The 17,802-nt window shown below is 30.2% G+C and carries 14 protein-coding genes and 1 other annotated feature; of the genes, 13 read left to right on the top strand and 1 reads right to left on the bottom strand.

Annotated elements, in window-relative coordinates; translation table 11 throughout:
• The first annotated feature begins 4 nt into the window (after positions 1–4).
• From O3884_RS06710 to brnQ, 8 genes are all read left to right on the top strand, one after another.
• Positions 5–1,405, top strand: coding sequence for a protoporphyrinogen/coproporphyrinogen oxidase (locus tag O3884_RS06710; RefSeq protein ID WP_371452560.1), 1,401 nt, complete (start codon positions 5–7; stop codon positions 1,403–1,405).
• A 31-nt stretch (positions 1,406–1,436) separates the two neighbouring features.
• Entirely contained in the window at positions 1,437–2,861 is a 1,425-nt protein-coding gene (locus O3884_RS06705; protein WP_371452559.1) for a leucyl aminopeptidase, read from the top strand.
• 152 nt (positions 2,862–3,013) lie between these two features.
• Positions 3,014–3,209: a binding site (T-box leader), on the top strand.
• 221 nt (positions 3,210–3,430) lie between these two features.
• On the top strand, positions 3,431–4,252 hold the full coding sequence (locus O3884_RS06700) for a transporter substrate-binding domain-containing protein (RefSeq protein ID WP_371452558.1): 822 nt from the start codon (positions 3,431–3,433) through the stop codon (positions 4,250–4,252).
• 19 nt (positions 4,253–4,271) lie between these two features.
• Positions 4,272–4,913, top strand: a complete 642-nt coding sequence (locus tag O3884_RS06695; RefSeq protein WP_060914363.1) for an amino acid ABC transporter permease — start codon at positions 4,272–4,274, stop codon at positions 4,911–4,913.
• Positions 4,914–4,922: 9 nt separating this feature from the next.
• Complete coding sequence (locus tag O3884_RS06690; RefSeq protein ID WP_060914364.1) at positions 4,923–5,642, top strand: amino acid ABC transporter ATP-binding protein; 720 nt, start codon at positions 4,923–4,925, stop codon at positions 5,640–5,642.
• A 181-nt stretch (positions 5,643–5,823) separates the two neighbouring features.
• Complete coding sequence (locus O3884_RS06685; RefSeq protein ID WP_371452557.1) at positions 5,824–6,093, top strand: hypothetical protein; 270 nt, start codon at positions 5,824–5,826, stop codon at positions 6,091–6,093.
• Between the two features lie 308 nt (positions 6,094–6,401).
• Complete coding sequence (locus tag O3884_RS06680) at positions 6,402–7,703, top strand: NCS2 family permease (RefSeq protein ID WP_371452556.1); 1,302 nt, start codon at positions 6,402–6,404, stop codon at positions 7,701–7,703.
• 180 nt (positions 7,704–7,883) lie between these two features.
• The gene (gene brnQ, locus O3884_RS06675) at positions 7,884–9,215 is read left to right on the top strand and encodes a branched-chain amino acid transport system II carrier protein (RefSeq protein ID WP_371452555.1); all 1,332 of its coding nucleotides are present in this window, start codon (positions 7,884–7,886) and stop codon (positions 9,213–9,215) included.
• 53 nt (positions 9,216–9,268) lie between these two features.
• Here the strand turns inward: brnQ and O3884_RS06670 are convergent, their stop codons facing one another.
• Positions 9,269–10,432: a class I SAM-dependent methyltransferase gene (locus tag O3884_RS06670; RefSeq protein ID WP_371452554.1), complete on the bottom strand. Its 1,164-nt coding sequence runs from the start codon at positions 10,430–10,432 to the stop codon at positions 9,269–9,271.
• A gap of 377 nt (positions 10,433–10,809) precedes the next feature.
• Between O3884_RS06670 and O3884_RS06665 the strand changes: the two genes are divergently transcribed.
• The 5 genes from O3884_RS06665 (at position 10,810) to secD (ending at position 17,772) form a co-directional block, all read left to right on the top strand.
• Positions 10,810–12,306 carry a UDP-N-acetylmuramoyl-L-alanyl-D-glutamate--2,6-diaminopimelate ligase gene (locus O3884_RS06665; protein WP_371452552.1) on the top strand — a complete coding sequence of 499 codons (1,497 nt, stop codon included), beginning with the start codon at positions 10,810–10,812 and terminating at the stop codon, positions 12,304–12,306.
• 32 nt (positions 12,307–12,338) lie between these two features.
• Positions 12,339–13,892, top strand: a complete 1,554-nt coding sequence (locus O3884_RS06660) for a peptide chain release factor 3 (RefSeq protein WP_371452579.1) — start codon at positions 12,339–12,341, stop codon at positions 13,890–13,892.
• 180 nt (positions 13,893–14,072) lie between these two features.
• Positions 14,073–14,507 carry a GtrA family protein gene (locus O3884_RS06655; protein WP_371452551.1) on the top strand — a complete coding sequence of 145 codons (435 nt, stop codon included), beginning with the start codon at positions 14,073–14,075 and terminating at the stop codon, positions 14,505–14,507.
• A complete protein-coding gene (locus O3884_RS06650; protein ID WP_371452550.1) occupies positions 14,507–15,340 on the top strand; it encodes a Cof-type HAD-IIB family hydrolase in 834 nt (277 codons plus the stop codon). Before O3884_RS06655 ends, O3884_RS06650 begins: the two co-directional genes overlap by 1 nt.
• Positions 15,341–15,477: 137 nt before the next feature.
• The gene (gene secD / locus O3884_RS06645) at positions 15,478–17,772 is read left to right on the top strand and encodes a protein translocase subunit SecD (protein ID WP_371452549.1); all 2,295 of its coding nucleotides are present in this window, start codon (positions 15,478–15,480) and stop codon (positions 17,770–17,772) included.
• The last annotated feature ends 30 nt before the right edge of the window (positions 17,773–17,802 follow it).

Below are 17,802 nucleotides of genomic sequence, written 5' to 3'. Positions count from 1 at the left end.
TATTATGAAAAACATAGCAATAATAGGAGGAGATTTATCAGGAGTGAGCTGTGCTTATTTTCTAGATAAATTCTCAGGGGTAAACTCAAGGAAGTTCAATATTGATTTAATTGAAAGAGATCTAGAATTTGCTAATGATAGGTTCGGGAAATTTCAGTTAGGTCAGGAAATTTATGATAATGGATGGCATAATTCAATTAGCGAACAAGGTGTACTATTTTACTTAATGATTGAACTAGGTCTACATAGGTATCTAATCAAAAGTGGTATGACAAAAAAAGTATTCTTTACAAAAGAAGGTATTAAATATCTGCCAGAAAAAATACTTTACGGGGTACCTTTAGATAAAAGAGAGTTGTTATTGTCAGATTTATTCACTTTTAAAGAAAAACTATCTATTATGTACAATATGTATAATACTTTAGAAGATGAAGATATAAAGGAATTGACAGTTGAAGAATTTTTTAAAGCCATAATTAATGAAAAAATTTATGATAAGCTAATTGAGCCTTTACTGACAAGTCATTATGCGAGTGATATTTCTAAGCAGAGTATGGTAAGTTTAATGCCGGAACTATCATTTTTAACAATTCAAAAAGAAGATATTAATAAAATTTTAGAAGATATGTATGACAGGAACGTTATAGATAATATTACTGTAGGTTCAGAATATAGACTAAAATTCACTTTAAAATCATTTATAGAGACTCTAGAATCGAATTTTTCAGATAAAGTATTTTTAGAGTTAAACCGTAAGGTTGAAAAAATAGAAAAAAAAGGTGATAAGTATCTAGTTCATTCAAATGGTAGTATATATTATTATGACTATGTAATAGTTACACTAAATCAAAAGAATTTTTTACCGTGGTTTAATGGAGATGAAAAAATTACTGAATTTTATTCAGATATGAACTATGTTTCTAACATAGTGGTCACGCTTGTTTATAAGAGAGATGAATTACATATTAATCGTGAAATTGGAGAAATAATTTTTCCGAAAGATGATAGTGAATATGTGACAAAGTTAGAGTACGTAAGTAATAAGTGGATCGATATTAAAATGAGTGGTATACAAATAGTTAGAGCTTATATAAATAGAGAAGAAGCGGTTAGAAAGTTAATGGATAAAAGTGATTCTGAAATAATCGAAATAATTGAAAAAGAATTGACTAAAGTCCATGGAATGATAGGTAAAGTAAGTAGATACTACGTAAGTAAGGTGAAAGATAATTACAGATTTCGCTGTAAGAAATATAATAAAAATATAAACAAGTTTAATGACTATATGAAAAAAGAATATCCGAATGTATTCATCATAGGGAAGTCCAAAAAAGGTACAACTCTAGAAAATACGGTATTGGAAGCTAAGGAAGTAGCCAAACAAATTTTAGAAAATATAAGATAAGAAAGGACGTACAAAGTACGAGGTGAAAATTATGAAATTTTTTACTAATAAACAAGCAGGTGTAAAAGTAACACCAATATTTGAAAATGAAGCTTACGAAAGTAAGTTATTAGAATATACAAAAGAAAGAGAATTATTCTCTGGAAAACTTAATGAAGTATACGCTAATCTACCATTTAATGGAGAAAAGGAAATACTTTTAGGATTAGGAAAAAAAGAGGAACTAGTAGAAGATAAGGTACGAGAAGTATTCTTTAAACTAGTTAAAGTATTAGAAAGTAACAAAGAATTAGAAGTATCTGTTACTTTACCTAAAGTTGAGAGTGTTTCAACTGAAAAGCTTGTAAATGCTGCAGTTGAAGGTGCATTACATGCAACTTATAAATTTGATAAGTATAAATCAGATAGAAAAGAATCTCCAGAAATAACGATTAATTTATCTACAGAAGAAAATATAGAGAATTTAGAAGAGATAGTAAATGAAGCTCGTGATATTATGAGTGGAGTATTCTTCTCACGTGATCTAGTAAATGAAAGAGCAGAGTACTTATATCCAGAAACTCTTGCTAATATTGCTAGTAAGGAATTGTCAGCATTAGGTGTTGAAGTAGAAGTTTACGATGAAAAACAATGTGAAGAGCTAGGATTAAAAGGGTTATTAGCAGTAGGACGTGGATCAGATAGAAAACCAAGGTTTATTGTTATGAAATACTTAAATAATCCAGAGGAAAGCGAAGTAGTTGGATTAGTAGGTAAAGGTGTAACTTATGATTCAGGTGGTTACTCAATTAAACCTACAGCTAATAGTATGGATATAATGCACTGTGATATGGGTGGTGCAGGAACTGTAATTGGAACAATGAAACTAGTTGCGACTAGAAAATTAAAAACTAATGTAATTGCAGTTGTTGGTGCATGTGAAAACATGATAGCTGGTGGTTCTTATAAGCCAGGTGATATAATTTCAACACTTTCAGGAAAAACTGTAGAAGTATTAAATACAGATGCAGAAGGGCGTATTACTTTAGCAGATTCAGTATACTACGCTACTGAAAAATTAAAAGTTAGCAAAGTAATTGATTTAGCGACATTAACAGGAGCATGTTTAGTGGCGTTAGCAGAATTCTATACTGGAGCAGTAACGAATAACCAAGAATTCTTTAATGAATTAAGTAAAGCTGCGAAAGAAGCGGGAGAAAGAGTATGGCAACTACCAGCTGATGACAGCTTTAGAGAATTAAATAAATCTTCTGTTGCTGATGTTAAAAACACAGGTGGAAGACTTGGTGGAACTATTACTGCTGGATTATTTATCGAAAACTTTGTAGCAAATGATGTTCCATGGGTACACTTAGATATAGCTGGAACTGCATACCTATCAAAAGCTGAAAAATACCTTCCAAAAGGTGCTACAGGAGTACATGTTAAAACATTGTATAATCTATTAAATAAATAATTTTTAGAAATAAGTAAAGAACTCAATGAAGGGACAAACATTGAGTTCTTTATTTAATATGCATAAAAATGAAATAAGTTAAAAAAATTAAAAAATAATAATTTTTTACTTGACAAGAAAATACTTAAGGTGTAAAATAATTAACAATAAAACTAAAACCTTAGAAAAGAATAGTAATTTGGTAAAAAATTTTTAGCGAGCTAACGTTGGTGTGAGGTTAGTAATTTTTCTAGATGAACGCACTTTTTAGGCAATTATTAAATAATTGGTAACTCTGCCTTAAAGAGATTGAGTGGGTATGCTAAATACCAAGAAAAGTGGCAACGCGGAATTGATTTCGTCTTTTTATAGTTTCTTAGGAAATTATAAAAAGACTTTTTTATTTATATCGGGCCTCTATATACAGACCATGGACTGTATGTTTCTTAGATTTAGTATATCAAAAAGAGTGGCACCGCGAAAATTCGTCTCTTTGTAGCTAGGATAACTAGCTGCAAGGAGTTTTTTTATTTATAATTTGTTCTTTTCTATAGTTATATAATATAATAAAGAAAAAAGGAGACAAGACGATGAAAAAATTACTATTATTCATTACATCAATTATTACAGTAGTTACATTAACAGCATGCTCAAGTAGCAACACAAAAAACAAATTACAAGAAGTTAAAGAGAAAAATAAAATAGTATTAGGAGTTTCTCCAGACTATCCTCCGTATGAGTTTTTAACAACAGAAAATGGTAATAAGAAAGTTGTTGGTGCTGATATTTACTTAGCAGAGCAAGTTGCTAAAAAATTAGGTGTTCAAGTTGAAATTCAACAAATGGCATTCGATTCATTAATCGCAGCATTAAATGCTAATAAAGTTGACATGGTAATCTCTGGAGTTAACCCAACAGAGGAAAGAAAAAAAGCAGTTGATTTCTCAGATGTTTATTACACAAGTAAAGGGATTTTCGTAGTAAATAAAGATAGTGAAGAAATCAAATCAGTAGATGATCTTAAAAATAAAAAGATCGGTGTTCAAAAAGGTTCAACATATGAGACTTATGCTAAAGAACAACTAAAAATGGATGATAAAAATATCCAATCTTTAACTGACGTACCAAGCTTATTACAAGATCTTAAAAACAAAAAAATTGATGCAGTATTAATTCCAGACGACGTTGCAAAAATAGCAATGAACAAATACACTGATATTAAAATTAGTACATTTACTGCAGATAACGATCCAGAAGCAACTGGTATGGCAATTGCCTTCAAAAAAGGAAAAAATGATAGTAACAAAGAATTATTAGAACAAGTTAACGCAGTAATTAAAGAAATTCAAGATCAAAAAGCATTTGAAAAAGAGCTTGATAAATATGCTAAAGTTGCTGCACAAAGCGAATAAAAGAGAGGTATAAAATAGAATGTTTGATTTTCTTCCAAATTATTACACAGCGTATTTAGAAGCTACGGTAACAACTTTAAAAGTTTCACTTATAGCTTTACTAGTAGGATTAATACTTGGAATTGTAATATGTTTAGCAAAAATTAGTACTTTTAAAGTACTTAATGTAATTGCAGCAGTATATGTAGAAATAATTAGAAATACACCAATACTAGTACAAATTATGATTATCTATTTTGCACTACCAGAAATCGGTATTTCATTCACACCATTTATGTCAGCGATAATTGCTCTTTCAATTAACTCTGGAGCATATGTTAGTGAAATATTCCGTTCAGGAATTTTAGCCATTGATAAAGGACAAATGGAAGCAGGACGTTCTTTAGGATTAAGTTATTTCCAAACTATGAAATTAATCATTTTACCACAAGCTCTAAAAAATAGTTTACCAGCTTTAGGTAATGAGTTTATTTCACTAGTAAAAGAATCTTCAATAGTTTACTTTGTAGGGGTAGCAGATATAATGTTTACAGCAAACACTGTAAAAAATGCTACATACCAAACATTTGGTCCATACTTAGTAGCTGCTGCAATATATTTTATAATTACATCAATATTATCACTATTGGTAAAACGTTTAGAGAAAAAATTAACGAAGTAGGTGAAGAAATTGTTATTAGAAATAAAAGATTTACATAAAAAATTCGGGAAATTAGAAGTATTAAAAGGTGTAAACATCAGTGTTGAAAAAGGGGAGAAAATCGTAATTCTAGGTTCAAGTGGTAGTGGTAAGAGTACGGCGTTACGTTGTGTGAACTTATTAGAAACACCTACAAGTGGACAGATTTTATACAACGGTGAAGATATTACTAAACAAAATATTAATAAATATAGAAAAAAAGTTGGAATGGTATTCCAAAACTTTAACTTATTCCCAAATATGAGTGTATTAGAAAACATTACACTTGCTCCAAAAACGTTCGGTGACGACACTGCTGAAAATATTGAGAAAAAGGCAATTGAGTTGCTAAAACGTGTAGGATTAGAAGATAAAAAAGATGTTTATCCAAATAGTCTTTCGGGAGGGCAAAAACAACGTGTAGCAATCGCGCGTGCCTTAGCTAATTCACCAGAAGTATTATTATTTGATGAGCCTACTAGTGCTCTAGATCCAGAGATGGTAAAAGAAGTACTAGATGTTATCAAAGAATTATCAGAAGAAGGATTAACTATGCTAATAGTTACTCACGAAATGAATTTCGCAAAAGAAGTTGCTGATAAAGTAATATTTATGGATGGGGGAGTAGTATTAGAAGAAGGAACTCCATCGGAAATATTCGATAATCCAAAAGAAGAAAGAACAAAAGAATTCTTCTCGAAAATATTATAATATAGTAAATATCACTAAGGAATTTAAAGGATTCTTTAGTGATATTATTTTATATTGAACTAAATATACATGCGCTATAAATGTAAACGTTTTACAGTGTATTAACTCTTTGATATAATAGGAGCTAGTATAGAGGTGTTATAAATGAAGGATACGAATTATATTATGTGGAGGTAGTATTATGGATATACTAGAAAATTTAGCAAGATTGAGTTTAGTTCCTATTGTTATTATATTTTTGAATATTAAAGTATCAGGAGAAAAACATTTTAAGATAGCTTCTGTTTCACTATTATTCGTAATTTTTTTAAAATTTTTCTTTTTAGATTATCATGATTTTCCAATTACAAAGATGCTTTATCTATTTTTAGCACTATATGCTTTGCAGATGCTTTTTGAATGGGATAAATTGCTAAAATTAATGGGAGTCATTCCTAACAGTGAAGAATAAAAATTAAGTTCTTTAGACATAGTGCTACTTCTTGAAGTATAGTGTTTAAAGAATTTTTATTTTTTTAAATTCGAATTATTAAGGAAATATAAAAGTTCAAAGTTCGGTTTTAACGAGTTTGTTTTATGTAAACAAATTAAAAAAGAAATATTTAAAAGGGTAATTCCGTTAGTTGAAAGTATATAAGTATAGAAAAAACAATAAAATATGAACTTTCTGATAAAAAAACTCTTGACTTTTATTTTTAAAAGATTTATTATTATTTATGTGCTTAGGCATTAATAAAAACTAAGGAGAATTTTCTATTTATGTTAGAACGTCTTTTTAAATTAAAAGAGAATAATACTAATACTAGAACTGAAGTAGTTTCTGGTTTAATTACATTTTTCTCTATGAGTTATATTTTAGTAGTAAATCCAGCTGTATTATCAGCAGCAGGTATCCCTTTAGATAGAGTATTTACAGCGACAATAATCGCGATTTTAGTTGGTACTTTAATTATGGCATTAGCAGCAAACTATCCAATAGTAGTTGCACCTGGTATGGGAATAAACTCATATTTCGCAACACTAGCTGCAACATCAGGTTATAACTATAAAACGTTATTAGCAACGTGTTTTTTAGGAGCTGTTATTTTTGTAATTCTATCGGCAACAAAATTCCGTGAAAGTTTAATTGATTCGATCCCGAATAATTTAAGACATGGGATTTCAGCAGCAATTGGATTATTTATCGCATTCTTAGGGCTTAAAAACTCTGCTCTTATTGTAGCAAATCCACACACAATTCTTTCATTAGGAGATCTAAAAAATCCGGTAGCTTATATGACAATCTTAGGTATCTTTATTATCCTTGTTCTATTAGCTTTAGAAGTGAAAGGTGCTATTTTCATTGGGATGGCAGTAGTTGCTGTTATTTCATACTTCACAGGAATGTTAAAAGTAGAAAAAGTGTTTGGTATTCCTCACATGGATTTAAGTTTATTATATAATCCAGTTAGTGAAAGTATTAATGCCTTACAATTAGGATTATACGGAATAGTTTTCACATTTTTAATGGTAACACTATTTGACACAACTGGTACAATGGTAGCAGTAACTACACAAGCAGGATTAGTTAAAAATGGAAAAATGGAAAAAGCAAAAGAAGCTTTATTAGCTGACTCATTTGCTTCATTAGCAGGATCTCTATTCGGAACTACTCCAACTTCAGCTTATATCGAATCTTCTGCAGGGGTTGCTAACGGGGGACGTACTGGACTTACAGCTTTAACAACAAGTTTCTTAGTTGTAATTTCAATTTTCTTATTCCCACTTGCAAGTAGCTTAGCTTCAGTTCCAGCAATTACATCACCAGCATTAATCATCATTGGATCATTCATGATGGAAAGTATTGCTAAGATTGATTGGGCTGATATTACAGAAGCTTTCCCAGCATTCGTAACAATTGTAGGTATTCCACTTACAGGTTCAATTAATGATGGTATTGCATTTGGATTTATCTTTTATGTAGTATTAAAATTATCAAAAAAACAATGGAAAGATATTCACCCATTAATGTATATCTTTGCTATATTATTCGTAATACAATTACTTTGGTTACATGTATAATAATAAAAAACGAATTCAAGTATAAAATTGAATTCGTTTTCTTTTTTATTTTAAAAATTATCTGATAACTCTTAAAAAAATAAAAAAAATCTAAAATATTTTTTAAAAAATGTTTGCCTTTTTGATTAAGGTATAGTATTATAATAATACTATTATAAATTAAGAAAGGAAATATTATATATGAAAAAAGGTTTATTAACCGGATTGTTATTATTTGGTATCTTTTTTGGTGCTGGAAACTTAATCTTTCCACCAGCGCTAGGAGTAAGTGCAGGTGGAAACTTTTGGCCAGCAATTTTAGGATTTGTTGTTTCAGGAGTAGGTATAGCGATCGTTACACTTATTGTAGGAGCACTTAATCCAAATGGTTATGGAGCTGAGATGGATGAAAAGATTTCGCCATTATTCTCAACAGCGTACTTAGTTTTACTTTATTTATCAATTGGACCACTTTTTGCGATTCCAAGAACTGCAGCAACAGCATTTGATATTGGAGTAGCACCAGTTGTAGCTGGAAGTAGTTTACCATGGTTATTAATTTTTACAGTTATTTATTTCGTATGTGCGTTTTTATTAGCGGTAAACCCAACTAAGATTTTAAATAGTGTAGGTAAAGTTTTAACACCTATTTTTGCTTTATTAATCGTAATTTTAGTAATTTTAGGAGTTTCTAAATTCAACTCAACAGGAGAAGCTGCTAAAACTTATGCTACTAGTGGTTTAGCATTTGGTACAGGATTTATCGAAGGATATAACACACTTGATGCACTTGCTTCAGTAGCATTCTGTATCATTGCAATGAGTGCTTTAAAACAATTAGGGTTTAAAGATAAAAAAGAATTTTTATCAAGTGTATGGATTGCTGGTATTGCAACAGGTATTGGATTCAGTATCTTATACGTTGGATTAGGATTATTGGGTAATAAATTTGCAGTACCTGCAGATGTACTTGCTAACCCTAAAGTTAACAAAGGTGCATATGTACTATCTGAATCAGCTCGTCAATTATTCGGTAACTTCGGAAGTATGTTCTTAGGAATCATGGTAATTCTTACATGTTTCACTACAACAGTAGGATTAATCGTGGCGACTTCAGAATTCTTTAATAAAAAATTCCCACAACTTTCATACAAAACGTATGCTACATTATTCACAGTTGTAGGATTTGCTATCGCAAACGTTGGATTACAAAGTGTTATCCAATTCTCAGTACCAATGCTATTGTTCTTATACCCAATCACAATTGCATTAGTATTAATCGTTATTGTTAACAAATACGTTGCACTATCTAAATTAGGAATGCAATTAACAATGGCAGTAGTTACATTAATCTCTATTCTTTCTGTAGTAGGAAGTACATTTAAAGTAGCAGCTTTAAGTGGTCTAATCGCAAAACTTCCTCTAGCAGCTCAAAGTTTAGAATGGTTAGTACCTGCAGTAATTTGCTTAGTAATTGCGGCTGTATTACCAAATAGACAAAAAGGTAAAGTTTACGATTTTAGTGAACTATAATTTTAGAATAAAGAAAAGCATTAGCTCTCAAGTAAGAGCTAGTGCTTTTTACTTTATATTAATTTTTTTGCTTCATCTAATAAGAACATCTTCACATTCAAAGATGAAGTGAATTTTTCTATATTGGATAATTTATCTTTATCTACATTATTTGTCATTTTATAAGCGCGGATAAGTTGATTTTTAGGTGTATTTTCAGCTGAGATAAACTCAACGATATCAGATTTATATCCAAATGCTTCTAAGACTTCACTACGAACAGAATCCGTAAGAAGAGTAGAGAATTTTTCTTTCACAATCCCATGTTTTAACATAAATGGAAGAAAATCATCATTAAGTTGACTATTAACTTCTTTTTGACAACAAGGAACTGCAAAGAATACTTTTGCTTTCCAACCAAGTGCTTTTAGAATAGCTATGTCAGTCGCTGTGTTACATGCATGAAGACTTATAACCATATCTATCTCGTCTTTATTTTCATAGTCGATAACATCACCGTATATAAAGCTAAGATTAGAGAAATTAAGTTTTTCAGCTATATTATTACAATGTTCAATAATTTCTTTTTTTAGATCTATTCCAATAATTTTTACATTCATATTAAGAACTTCAGTTAAATAATAATAGGTAGAAAATGTTAGATAACTTTTACCACTACCAAAATCTAGAATTGTAATCTGTTTACTGGAATCTAATTGAGTAGTAGCTTGTTTAATAAATTCAAGGTACTTGTTTATTTGTTTAAATTTATTGTATTTACTTTTAACAACCTTACCGTCTTTATTTTGAATACCGAGCTCAATTAAAAATGGATATTTCTGTTTTTCATCTAAGAAGTAATCTTTTTTCTTATTATGTTCAAATGAAATAGTTTTAGTAGCTGTTTTCTTTCTACTTATACTAATTTTGAATTTTTTTGAAATTTTAATATTAATATTCTCATCTATGGTAACAACATTAATATCTTTTGCTAATTCGAAAAGTTCTTTAACCGTATTTTCGATATTTGAAGAATCAGTAGTAACTATATTAGTATGTTTTATTATTCTTTTATATCTGTATTCTAGCTGTAGATTAATGCTTTCTTTAATACTAACTAATTTACCAATAACTTTATCAAGTTCTAATTCTTTATTGCGAATACTAGAGAAAGTTATTTTATTAATGTTGTTATTAGCTATATGAGTCAAAATTTCTGAAATAATTTCGTGTTCCATTGTAGCTCCTTTTAGTTTCTTTTTATAATGATTTCTTATATATATTACACTAGTTTTTATTAATTATCAACATAACAGAAATAGAATGTCGTCATTCTAGAGAGAATGAATAAAAAATGAGAATATAACTAAAGTTCAAAATTTAAAATAGTTTAAATAAAATTCATAGAAGAAGTGTTTTTTCGATAACTAAATAGGCATTTTAAAAGTTATTAAGATATCTAGTAAACTTTGCTTGGATGACTTGATAAACTCAATTTCTACTAAATCATGATTTTTGTGTCGCTCTTAGATAAAATAATTACCGTTGTTGGTTGAGTATTAGTATCATGCGTGGTATAATTTAGTAGTTAGAAAATAAGAAAAAGGTAGATAGTATGAATATATTAGATATTATTGATAATATAAAAGTAAAAACTATTTATGGAAATTTACCAGAAAGTGTAAATAATATATCTCAAGATTCTAGAAAAGTAGGCAAAGGAGATGTATTTGTCGCTATAAAAGGATATACGGTAGATGGTCATAATTATATAGAGAAAGTAATTGAACAGGGGGCAGCATTAGTAATTGCGAGCCGTTATGAAAATTATAACGTAGAAAACTGTGCTGTGATCGTTATTAAAGAACATGAAATTGAAAAGATTGCTAGTATGATAGCTAAGAAAATTAATGAAGGTTCTGATGTACATACTGTTGCGGTAACTGGAACAAATGGTAAAACAAGTATCTCGACGTTGGTACATAATATGTTGAGAACTTTAGGAGAAAGTAGTGCCTATATAGGAACAAATGGTTTCGGAAAAAATGATGCAGAACCTGTTTACTTCGGAAACACTACTCCTGATGTAGTAACTTTACATAATCAGATAGGTGAATTACGTCGAGAAAATATAAAAAATTTAGCATTTGAAGCATCATCACACGCGATGGCGTTAGGTCGTATTTATAACGTAGATATCGATGTTGCGATATTTACGAATTTAACACACGAACACTTAGATTTCCATGGGGACATGCAGACTTATGCTTATGATAAGAGTTTATTATTCTCTACACTAGGAAATAATCTATCGGAAGCAAAATATGGTGTCTTAAATAAAGACGATAGTTATTATAAAGTTATATCAAAATGTTTATACCAGCAAGAAATAAACTACTCGATAGTAGATGAAACAGCAGATTTTTATGCTTATAATATAAAACAATTTAAAGAAGATAAAGTTTATAAAACAAGTTTCACACTAAATTCTCCAGAAGGAACATTTGAATGTACTACTAATTATATCGGAGACTTTATGGTAAGTAATGTACTTGCTGCTCTTATTGCTGTATGGGTAAAAGGTTATAGTGTTGAGCAACTAGTTAGTATCTTACCTAAACTGGGAGCACTTTATGGTCGTATGGAAATCCTAGGAGATGATCTCCCAATTGATATTATTAGTGACTTTGCACATACTCCAGACGGATATGAAAAATTATTAGAAGCAACTCGTGAGATGAGAAAAGGAAAAAGAACTCTTCTTGTAACTGGAATGGGTGGTGGACGTGATATTTCTAAAGGACCATTAATTGGTGAAATTATCTCAGAAGCAGATTATGTTGTTATTACAACTGATAGTCCTCGTGATGAAGATGTGGAAGTTCTTATGGGATCAATTGAAAAAGGAATGACTCATAAAAATTATGAAAAAGTATGGTTTAGAACTGATGCTGTTAAACGAATAATTGAACTTTCTGAACCTGGAGATGTGGTGATATTAGCGTCAAAAGGACGTGAAGATTATGAGATTCTTCAAGGCGGTAAAAAAGTTTGGCACTCAGATCCAATAGTTGCAGTAGAAGAAGCGAAAAAGAAATTTAATATTAAATAAAAAATTGAAAGGAAAATAACGTGGTAGAAAAAATTAGAGAACAAGTAGAAAAAAGAAGAACATTTGCGATTATCTCTCACCCCGATGCTGGTAAAACGACATTAACAGAGAAATTACTATTATTCGGTGGAGCAATTCGTGAAGCAGGAACAGTAAAAGGTAAAAAGACAGGAAAATATGCAAAAAGTGACTGGATGGATATTGAGAAACAACGTGGTATCTCTGTAACTTCATCAGTAATGCAACTTGATTATGATAACAAAATTATCAATATCCTAGATACACCAGGGCACGAAGATTTCTCAGAAGATACATATCGTACACTTATGGCAGTAGATAGTGCCGTAATGGTTATTGACGGAGCTAAGGGGATTGAGGCTCAGACATTAAAACTATTCAAAGTATGTCGTATGCGTGGAATTCCAATCTTTACATTTATCAACAAAGTTGACCGTGAGATTAAAGATCCATTAGAATTACTAGAGGAAATTGAAGAAAAATTAGAAATTGAAACATATCCGATGAACCTTCCTGTAGGTATGGGACAAAACTTCTTCGGTATTATGGATAGAAAAAATCATTTTATCGAACCATTTAAAGAAGATAGTGATTTCGTAGAATTAGACGAAGAGTATAATATTGTAGATGATAATCCACTTGCTCAAGATACTATGTATCAAAAATGTGTAGAAGATATGATTCTTATTACAGAAGCAGGTGTTGACTACGACTATGACAAACAACTAAAAGGTGAACAAACTCCAGTATTCTTCGGATCAGCATTATCATCATTTGGTGTAGAAAGTTTCTTAAACTACTATGTAGACAATGCACCAACACCAAAAGGGCGTCGTGGAGTAAATGAAGAAGATATTCAACCAACAGGAGAAGACTTCTCAGGATTTATCTTCAAAATCCAAGCAAATATGGACCCTAAACACCGTGATAGAATCGCATTCTTACGTGTATGTTCAGGTGAATTCAACCGTGGTATGGATGTAAACTTAGCAAGAACTGGAAAAAAATTAAAAATTTCACGTTCAACTAACTTCATGGCAGATGATAAAGCTACTGTAGATGTGGCTTATGCGGGAGATATTATCGGTCTTTATGATAGTGGAAACTATCAAATCGGTGATACACTTTATCAAAATAAAAAAGTTGAATTTGAAGCACTTCCTTCATTCACGCCAGAAATATTCGTAAAAGTTTCTGCGAAAAACGTACTGAAACAAAAACACTTCCACAAAGGTGTTGAACAACTTGTACAAGAAGGAGCTATTCAATACTATAAAACATTACATACGAATCAAATCATCTTAGGAGCTGTAGGTCAACTGCAATTTGAAGTATTTGAGCACCGTATGAAAAATGAATACAATACAGAAGTAATAATGGAACGTATTGGACAAAAAACTACTCGTTGGATTGAAAATGAAGAATCAATTAACGAAAACATGTCAAGTTCAAGAAGTATCTTAGTTAAAGATTTATACGATAACTATGTATTTTTATTCGAAAATGATTTCGCAATGAACTGGTTCAGCGATAAATATCCAGATGTAAAACTATTTAGTAAACTTTAAAAAAATAAGAGTATCTCAATCATTTCTTGAGATGCTCTTTAATTTTTCTAATTATATAGATGTTTTAGTTAAACAAAAAAGGTTACTTGGTTATTATAGTTTTACATGTAAAAATTTGAAAAAAACTGCTTATAGGTATATAATTAAGTGTTGGCAAAATTTTAATATAAAGAGGATAGCATGAGAAATTTAATAAAGAAAATGCTGGATCTTTACAAAGAACCTAAATACAAAAGTATAGTTAACTACATATTCTTTGGAGTTTGTACGACGCTAGTAAATGTTGTCACATACTTTATTTTGTATTATTATGGGATGGAAGTTAGACCAGCGAATTTAATATCTATAACATTATCAATTTTATTTGCATATTTTGTTAATGCTAAGTACGTATTTAATTCAAAGGCTGCAGGATTTAAGAAAGTATTTTATGAACTTAGTAAATTCTTTACAGCTAGATTATCTACGCTTGTTATAGAAGTATTTGGAGTAGAATTATTCATTTACTTAGGAATGAATGCCTATTTAAGTAAATTTATTATTCAATTTGTAGTACTTGTTGCTAATTATGTTATTAGTAAATTTTTAGTTTTCACAAAGGAGAAAAATAACTAATGAAATGGTTTATTACTGATATGGATGGAACTTTTTTAAATGATAAAAAAGAAGTTGCACCAAATGCGAAAGATGTAATAGTAAAACTGCAAGATAAAGGAAGTAAATTCATAATTGCCACGGGAAGACCTGATATTGCGGTTAAGCATTATTATTACAACTTAGGGATGAACGATGTAGTTATTTCTAATAATGGAAGTTTAATTAGAAATCTATCAACAGGTGAAATAGTTTATCAAAAGAGTTTTAAAATAGAAGAAATTGAAAAAATTTACAGCATGTTTAAAGAACTAAATGATGATGAGATAGAATTTCACGTGTATACATTAAATTATATTTATTGTAATCATTTGTCATTTAGTATGGCTCGAATGAAGAAACTTGAAGCGGATATGCCAGAGGAACTGAAAACGCCAATGTATATTCATGATGACATTATAGGTGAAATCAAGAAAAATAAAGAAGATTGTCAAAAAATTATGATGATTGCTAAAGATCATGATAAAGTAGTGAATTTCTTTAATGAGGTAAGTAAAGTTCTAGAAGTAGATGGAACATTCTCGGCGACTGATTTCTTCGATATTATGCCTAAAGGATGTAATAAAGGAACAGCGATTGAAAAATTAGCTGAATATTATAATTCTCCAATCGAAGATTGTGTAGTATTTGGTGATAATTTTAACGATAAAGAAATGTTCGACGTAGCAGGATGGAGTGTTTGTCCAAGTAATGCTAAAGAAGAAATTCAAAAAATGTGTGATGAAGTTATTGGAAATAATAATGATTTTTCTGTTATTAAATATGTAGAAGATTATTATAAAAAAATTAAATAAATACTTGATAACTTAGCGAAAATTTGATAAATTAGAAGGTAGCGTATTAATTACCTATATAGCGATTTACATATAAATAATTTTATATTTGATTACTATAAATTGTACAATGAAAAATAAAATAAAGGAGAACTTTCATGAGAGGAAGAAGAAATGAGAAGAAAAAGTTCAGTAGAATAATTGCTTTCTTGTCATTAGTTATTATTATTCTTACTTCAATAGGATTAACATCTAAAACTAATGCAGAAAAAGTAAATCTTGGACTGGATCTTCAAGGAGGATTTGAGGTACTATACCAAGTAGAACCTCTTAAAGAAGGTCAAACTATAGATGAAGCAGCTGTTAAAGCAACTGCAGATACTATTAGTAGACGTATTAACATACTTGGGGTAAGTGAACCTGTTATCACTGTTGAATCAGGAAACAGAATTCGTGTTGAACTTGCAGGTGTTAAAGACCAAGAATCAGCTCGTAAAGTTTTATCAACACAAGCGAACTTAACTATTCGTGATATTGACGATAAAGTACTATTAGACGGTTCTGATTTAGAAGAAAATGGAGCTTCTCAAGGCTTTGATCAAAACAATAAACCAGATGTTAACTTAAAATTAAAAGATGCTGATAAATTCGGTAATATTACATCAGAAATTAGCAAACGTGGTCAAGGTCAAAACTTAATGGTTATTTGGATGGACTTCAATGAAGGAGATTCATTCAAAGCTGAAGCTGCTAAAGAGAAACCTAAATATGTTTCTGCACCACAAGTTGCTCAAACTATTAACTCTAAAGATGTTCAAATAACTGGTAACTTTACTGTTAAAGAAGCTAAAGAAATGGCAGCTTTATTAAACTCAGGTGCTTTACCGGTTAAATTAACAGAAATCTACTCTAACTCAGTAGGAGCTCAATTTGGTGCTGATGCATTACATCAAACGGTATATGCAGGTGCTATCGCGTTAGCAATTATCTGTTTATTCATGTTAGTTATTTATCGTGTTCCTGGATTCGTAGCCAGCGTAATGATGGTTGCTTACGTGTATATTACAGTGGTATTCTTCAACATGATCTCAGGGGTATTAACACTTCCTGGTATTGCAGCTTTAATTCTTGGGGTTGGTATGGCAGTCGATGCTAATATCATCATGTACGAGAGAATTAAAGAAGAAGTGCGTGCTGGATATCCATTGAAAAAAGCATACTTAGATGGAGCTAAACAGTCACTATGGACAATCTTCGACTCACAATTCACAACAGTTATCGCTGCAGTAGTATTATTCATCTTTGGTACAAGTAGTGTTAAAGGTTTCGCGACAATGTTACTATTATCAATTCTTGTCAGCTTTATAACTGCAGTATTCGGTACTAGATTATTACTTAGCTTATTAGTAAACTCTAATATCTTTAACAAACACCCAGGATACTTTGGTGTAAGCAAGAAGAGTATTCACGAAACTAAGTTTGGTATAAATTCACTTAACTTAAGTACAAAATTTGAATGGTTAAGCTTCACTAAGCACATGAAGAAATTCTTTGCATTAAGTATAGCAATCATGATTGCAGGATCTATTTCATTAGGAATGAATAAACTAAACCTAGGAATTGACTTCTCTAGTGGTACTCGTATAGACGTAGCTGCAAACACAGAATTATCTGTAGAAAAAATTCAAGAAGACTTAAATAACTTAAAAGTAAAAGATGAAAAAATAGTTTTATCACCAGATAAAAAACAAGCAACAGTTCACTCTAAAGAGAGCTTTGAACAAAATAAATCAATTGAAATAAAAGAATACTTTGCTAAAAAATATGAAAAAGATGCTAACCTGAGTGTTGTATCTCCGGTAATTGGTAAAGAATTAGCTAAAAATGCATTATTCGCATTAATGTATGCATCTATAGGTATCATCATCTATGTAGCATTTAGATTCGAATGGCGTATGGGACTTACAAGTGTTATTGCATTACTGCATGACGTATGTATTATCATTTTCATCGCGAGCTTATTACGCTTAGAAATAGATATCACATTCATCGCTGCGGTATTAACGATTGTAGGTTACTCAATTAACGATACTATCGTTACATTCGACCGTATTCGTGAACATATGCGTCATGAAAAAGTATTAACATCAAAAGAACAAATTTACAAACTTGTAGACGTATCATTAAGACAAACATTAACTCGTTCTATCAATACGGTATTAACAGTTATAATCACAGTAGTAGTTATGTTGTTATTAGGAAGTAGTTCAATCTACTCATTCAACGTAGCATTACTTATTGGATTAATCTTTGGTTTATATTCATCACTATTTATCGCAGCTCAATTGTGGGCAGTATTAAAAGTACGTGAATTAAACAAAAAAGGAAAAATCGAAGTAAGTGTTCGTCAATCTCCAAGAGAGAGAAAAGAAAACGATAAAGTTTTAGTATAGAATTTATAGACTCAAAATTAAGGAAACTTA

It is taken from the genome of Gemella sp. 20925_1_85, from assembly GCF_041433735.1.
Classification (GTDB): domain Bacteria; phylum Bacillota; class Bacilli; order Staphylococcales; family Gemellaceae; genus Gemella.
This window is presented reverse-complemented; position numbering and strand designations above follow the sequence as displayed.

What these genes read in the sequence shown, in the direction of transcription:
- O3884_RS06700 (WP_371452558.1), top strand. Translation starts at nt 3,431, where the DNA reads ATGAAAAAATTACTATTATTCATTACATCAATTATTACAGTAGTTACA.
- O3884_RS06670 (WP_371452554.1), bottom strand. Translation starts at nt 10,432, where the DNA reads ATGGAACACGAAATTATTTCAGAAATTTTGACTCATATAGCTAATAAC.
- secD (WP_371452549.1), top strand. Translation starts at nt 15,478, where the DNA reads ATGAGAGGAAGAAGAAATGAGAAGAAAAAGTTCAGTAGAATAATTGCT.
- O3884_RS06710 (WP_371452560.1), top strand. Translation starts at nt 5, where the DNA reads ATGAAAAACATAGCAATAATAGGAGGAGATTTATCAGGAGTGAGCTGT.
- O3884_RS06655 (WP_371452551.1), top strand. Translation starts at nt 14,073, where the DNA reads ATGAGAAATTTAATAAAGAAAATGCTGGATCTTTACAAAGAACCTAAA.
- O3884_RS06685 (WP_371452557.1), top strand. Translation starts at nt 5,824, where the DNA reads ATGGATATACTAGAAAATTTAGCAAGATTGAGTTTAGTTCCTATTGTT.
- O3884_RS06650 (WP_371452550.1), top strand. Translation starts at nt 14,507, where the DNA reads ATGAAATGGTTTATTACTGATATGGATGGAACTTTTTTAAATGATAAA.
- O3884_RS06695 (WP_060914363.1), top strand. Translation starts at nt 4,272, where the DNA reads ATGTTTGATTTTCTTCCAAATTATTACACAGCGTATTTAGAAGCTACG.
- O3884_RS06705 (WP_371452559.1), top strand. Translation starts at nt 1,437, where the DNA reads ATGAAATTTTTTACTAATAAACAAGCAGGTGTAAAAGTAACACCAATA.
- O3884_RS06680 (WP_371452556.1), top strand. Translation starts at nt 6,402, where the DNA reads ATGTTAGAACGTCTTTTTAAATTAAAAGAGAATAATACTAATACTAGA.
- O3884_RS06665 (WP_371452552.1), top strand. Translation starts at nt 10,810, where the DNA reads ATGAATATATTAGATATTATTGATAATATAAAAGTAAAAACTATTTAT.
- brnQ (WP_371452555.1), top strand. Translation starts at nt 7,884, where the DNA reads ATGAAAAAAGGTTTATTAACCGGATTGTTATTATTTGGTATCTTTTTT.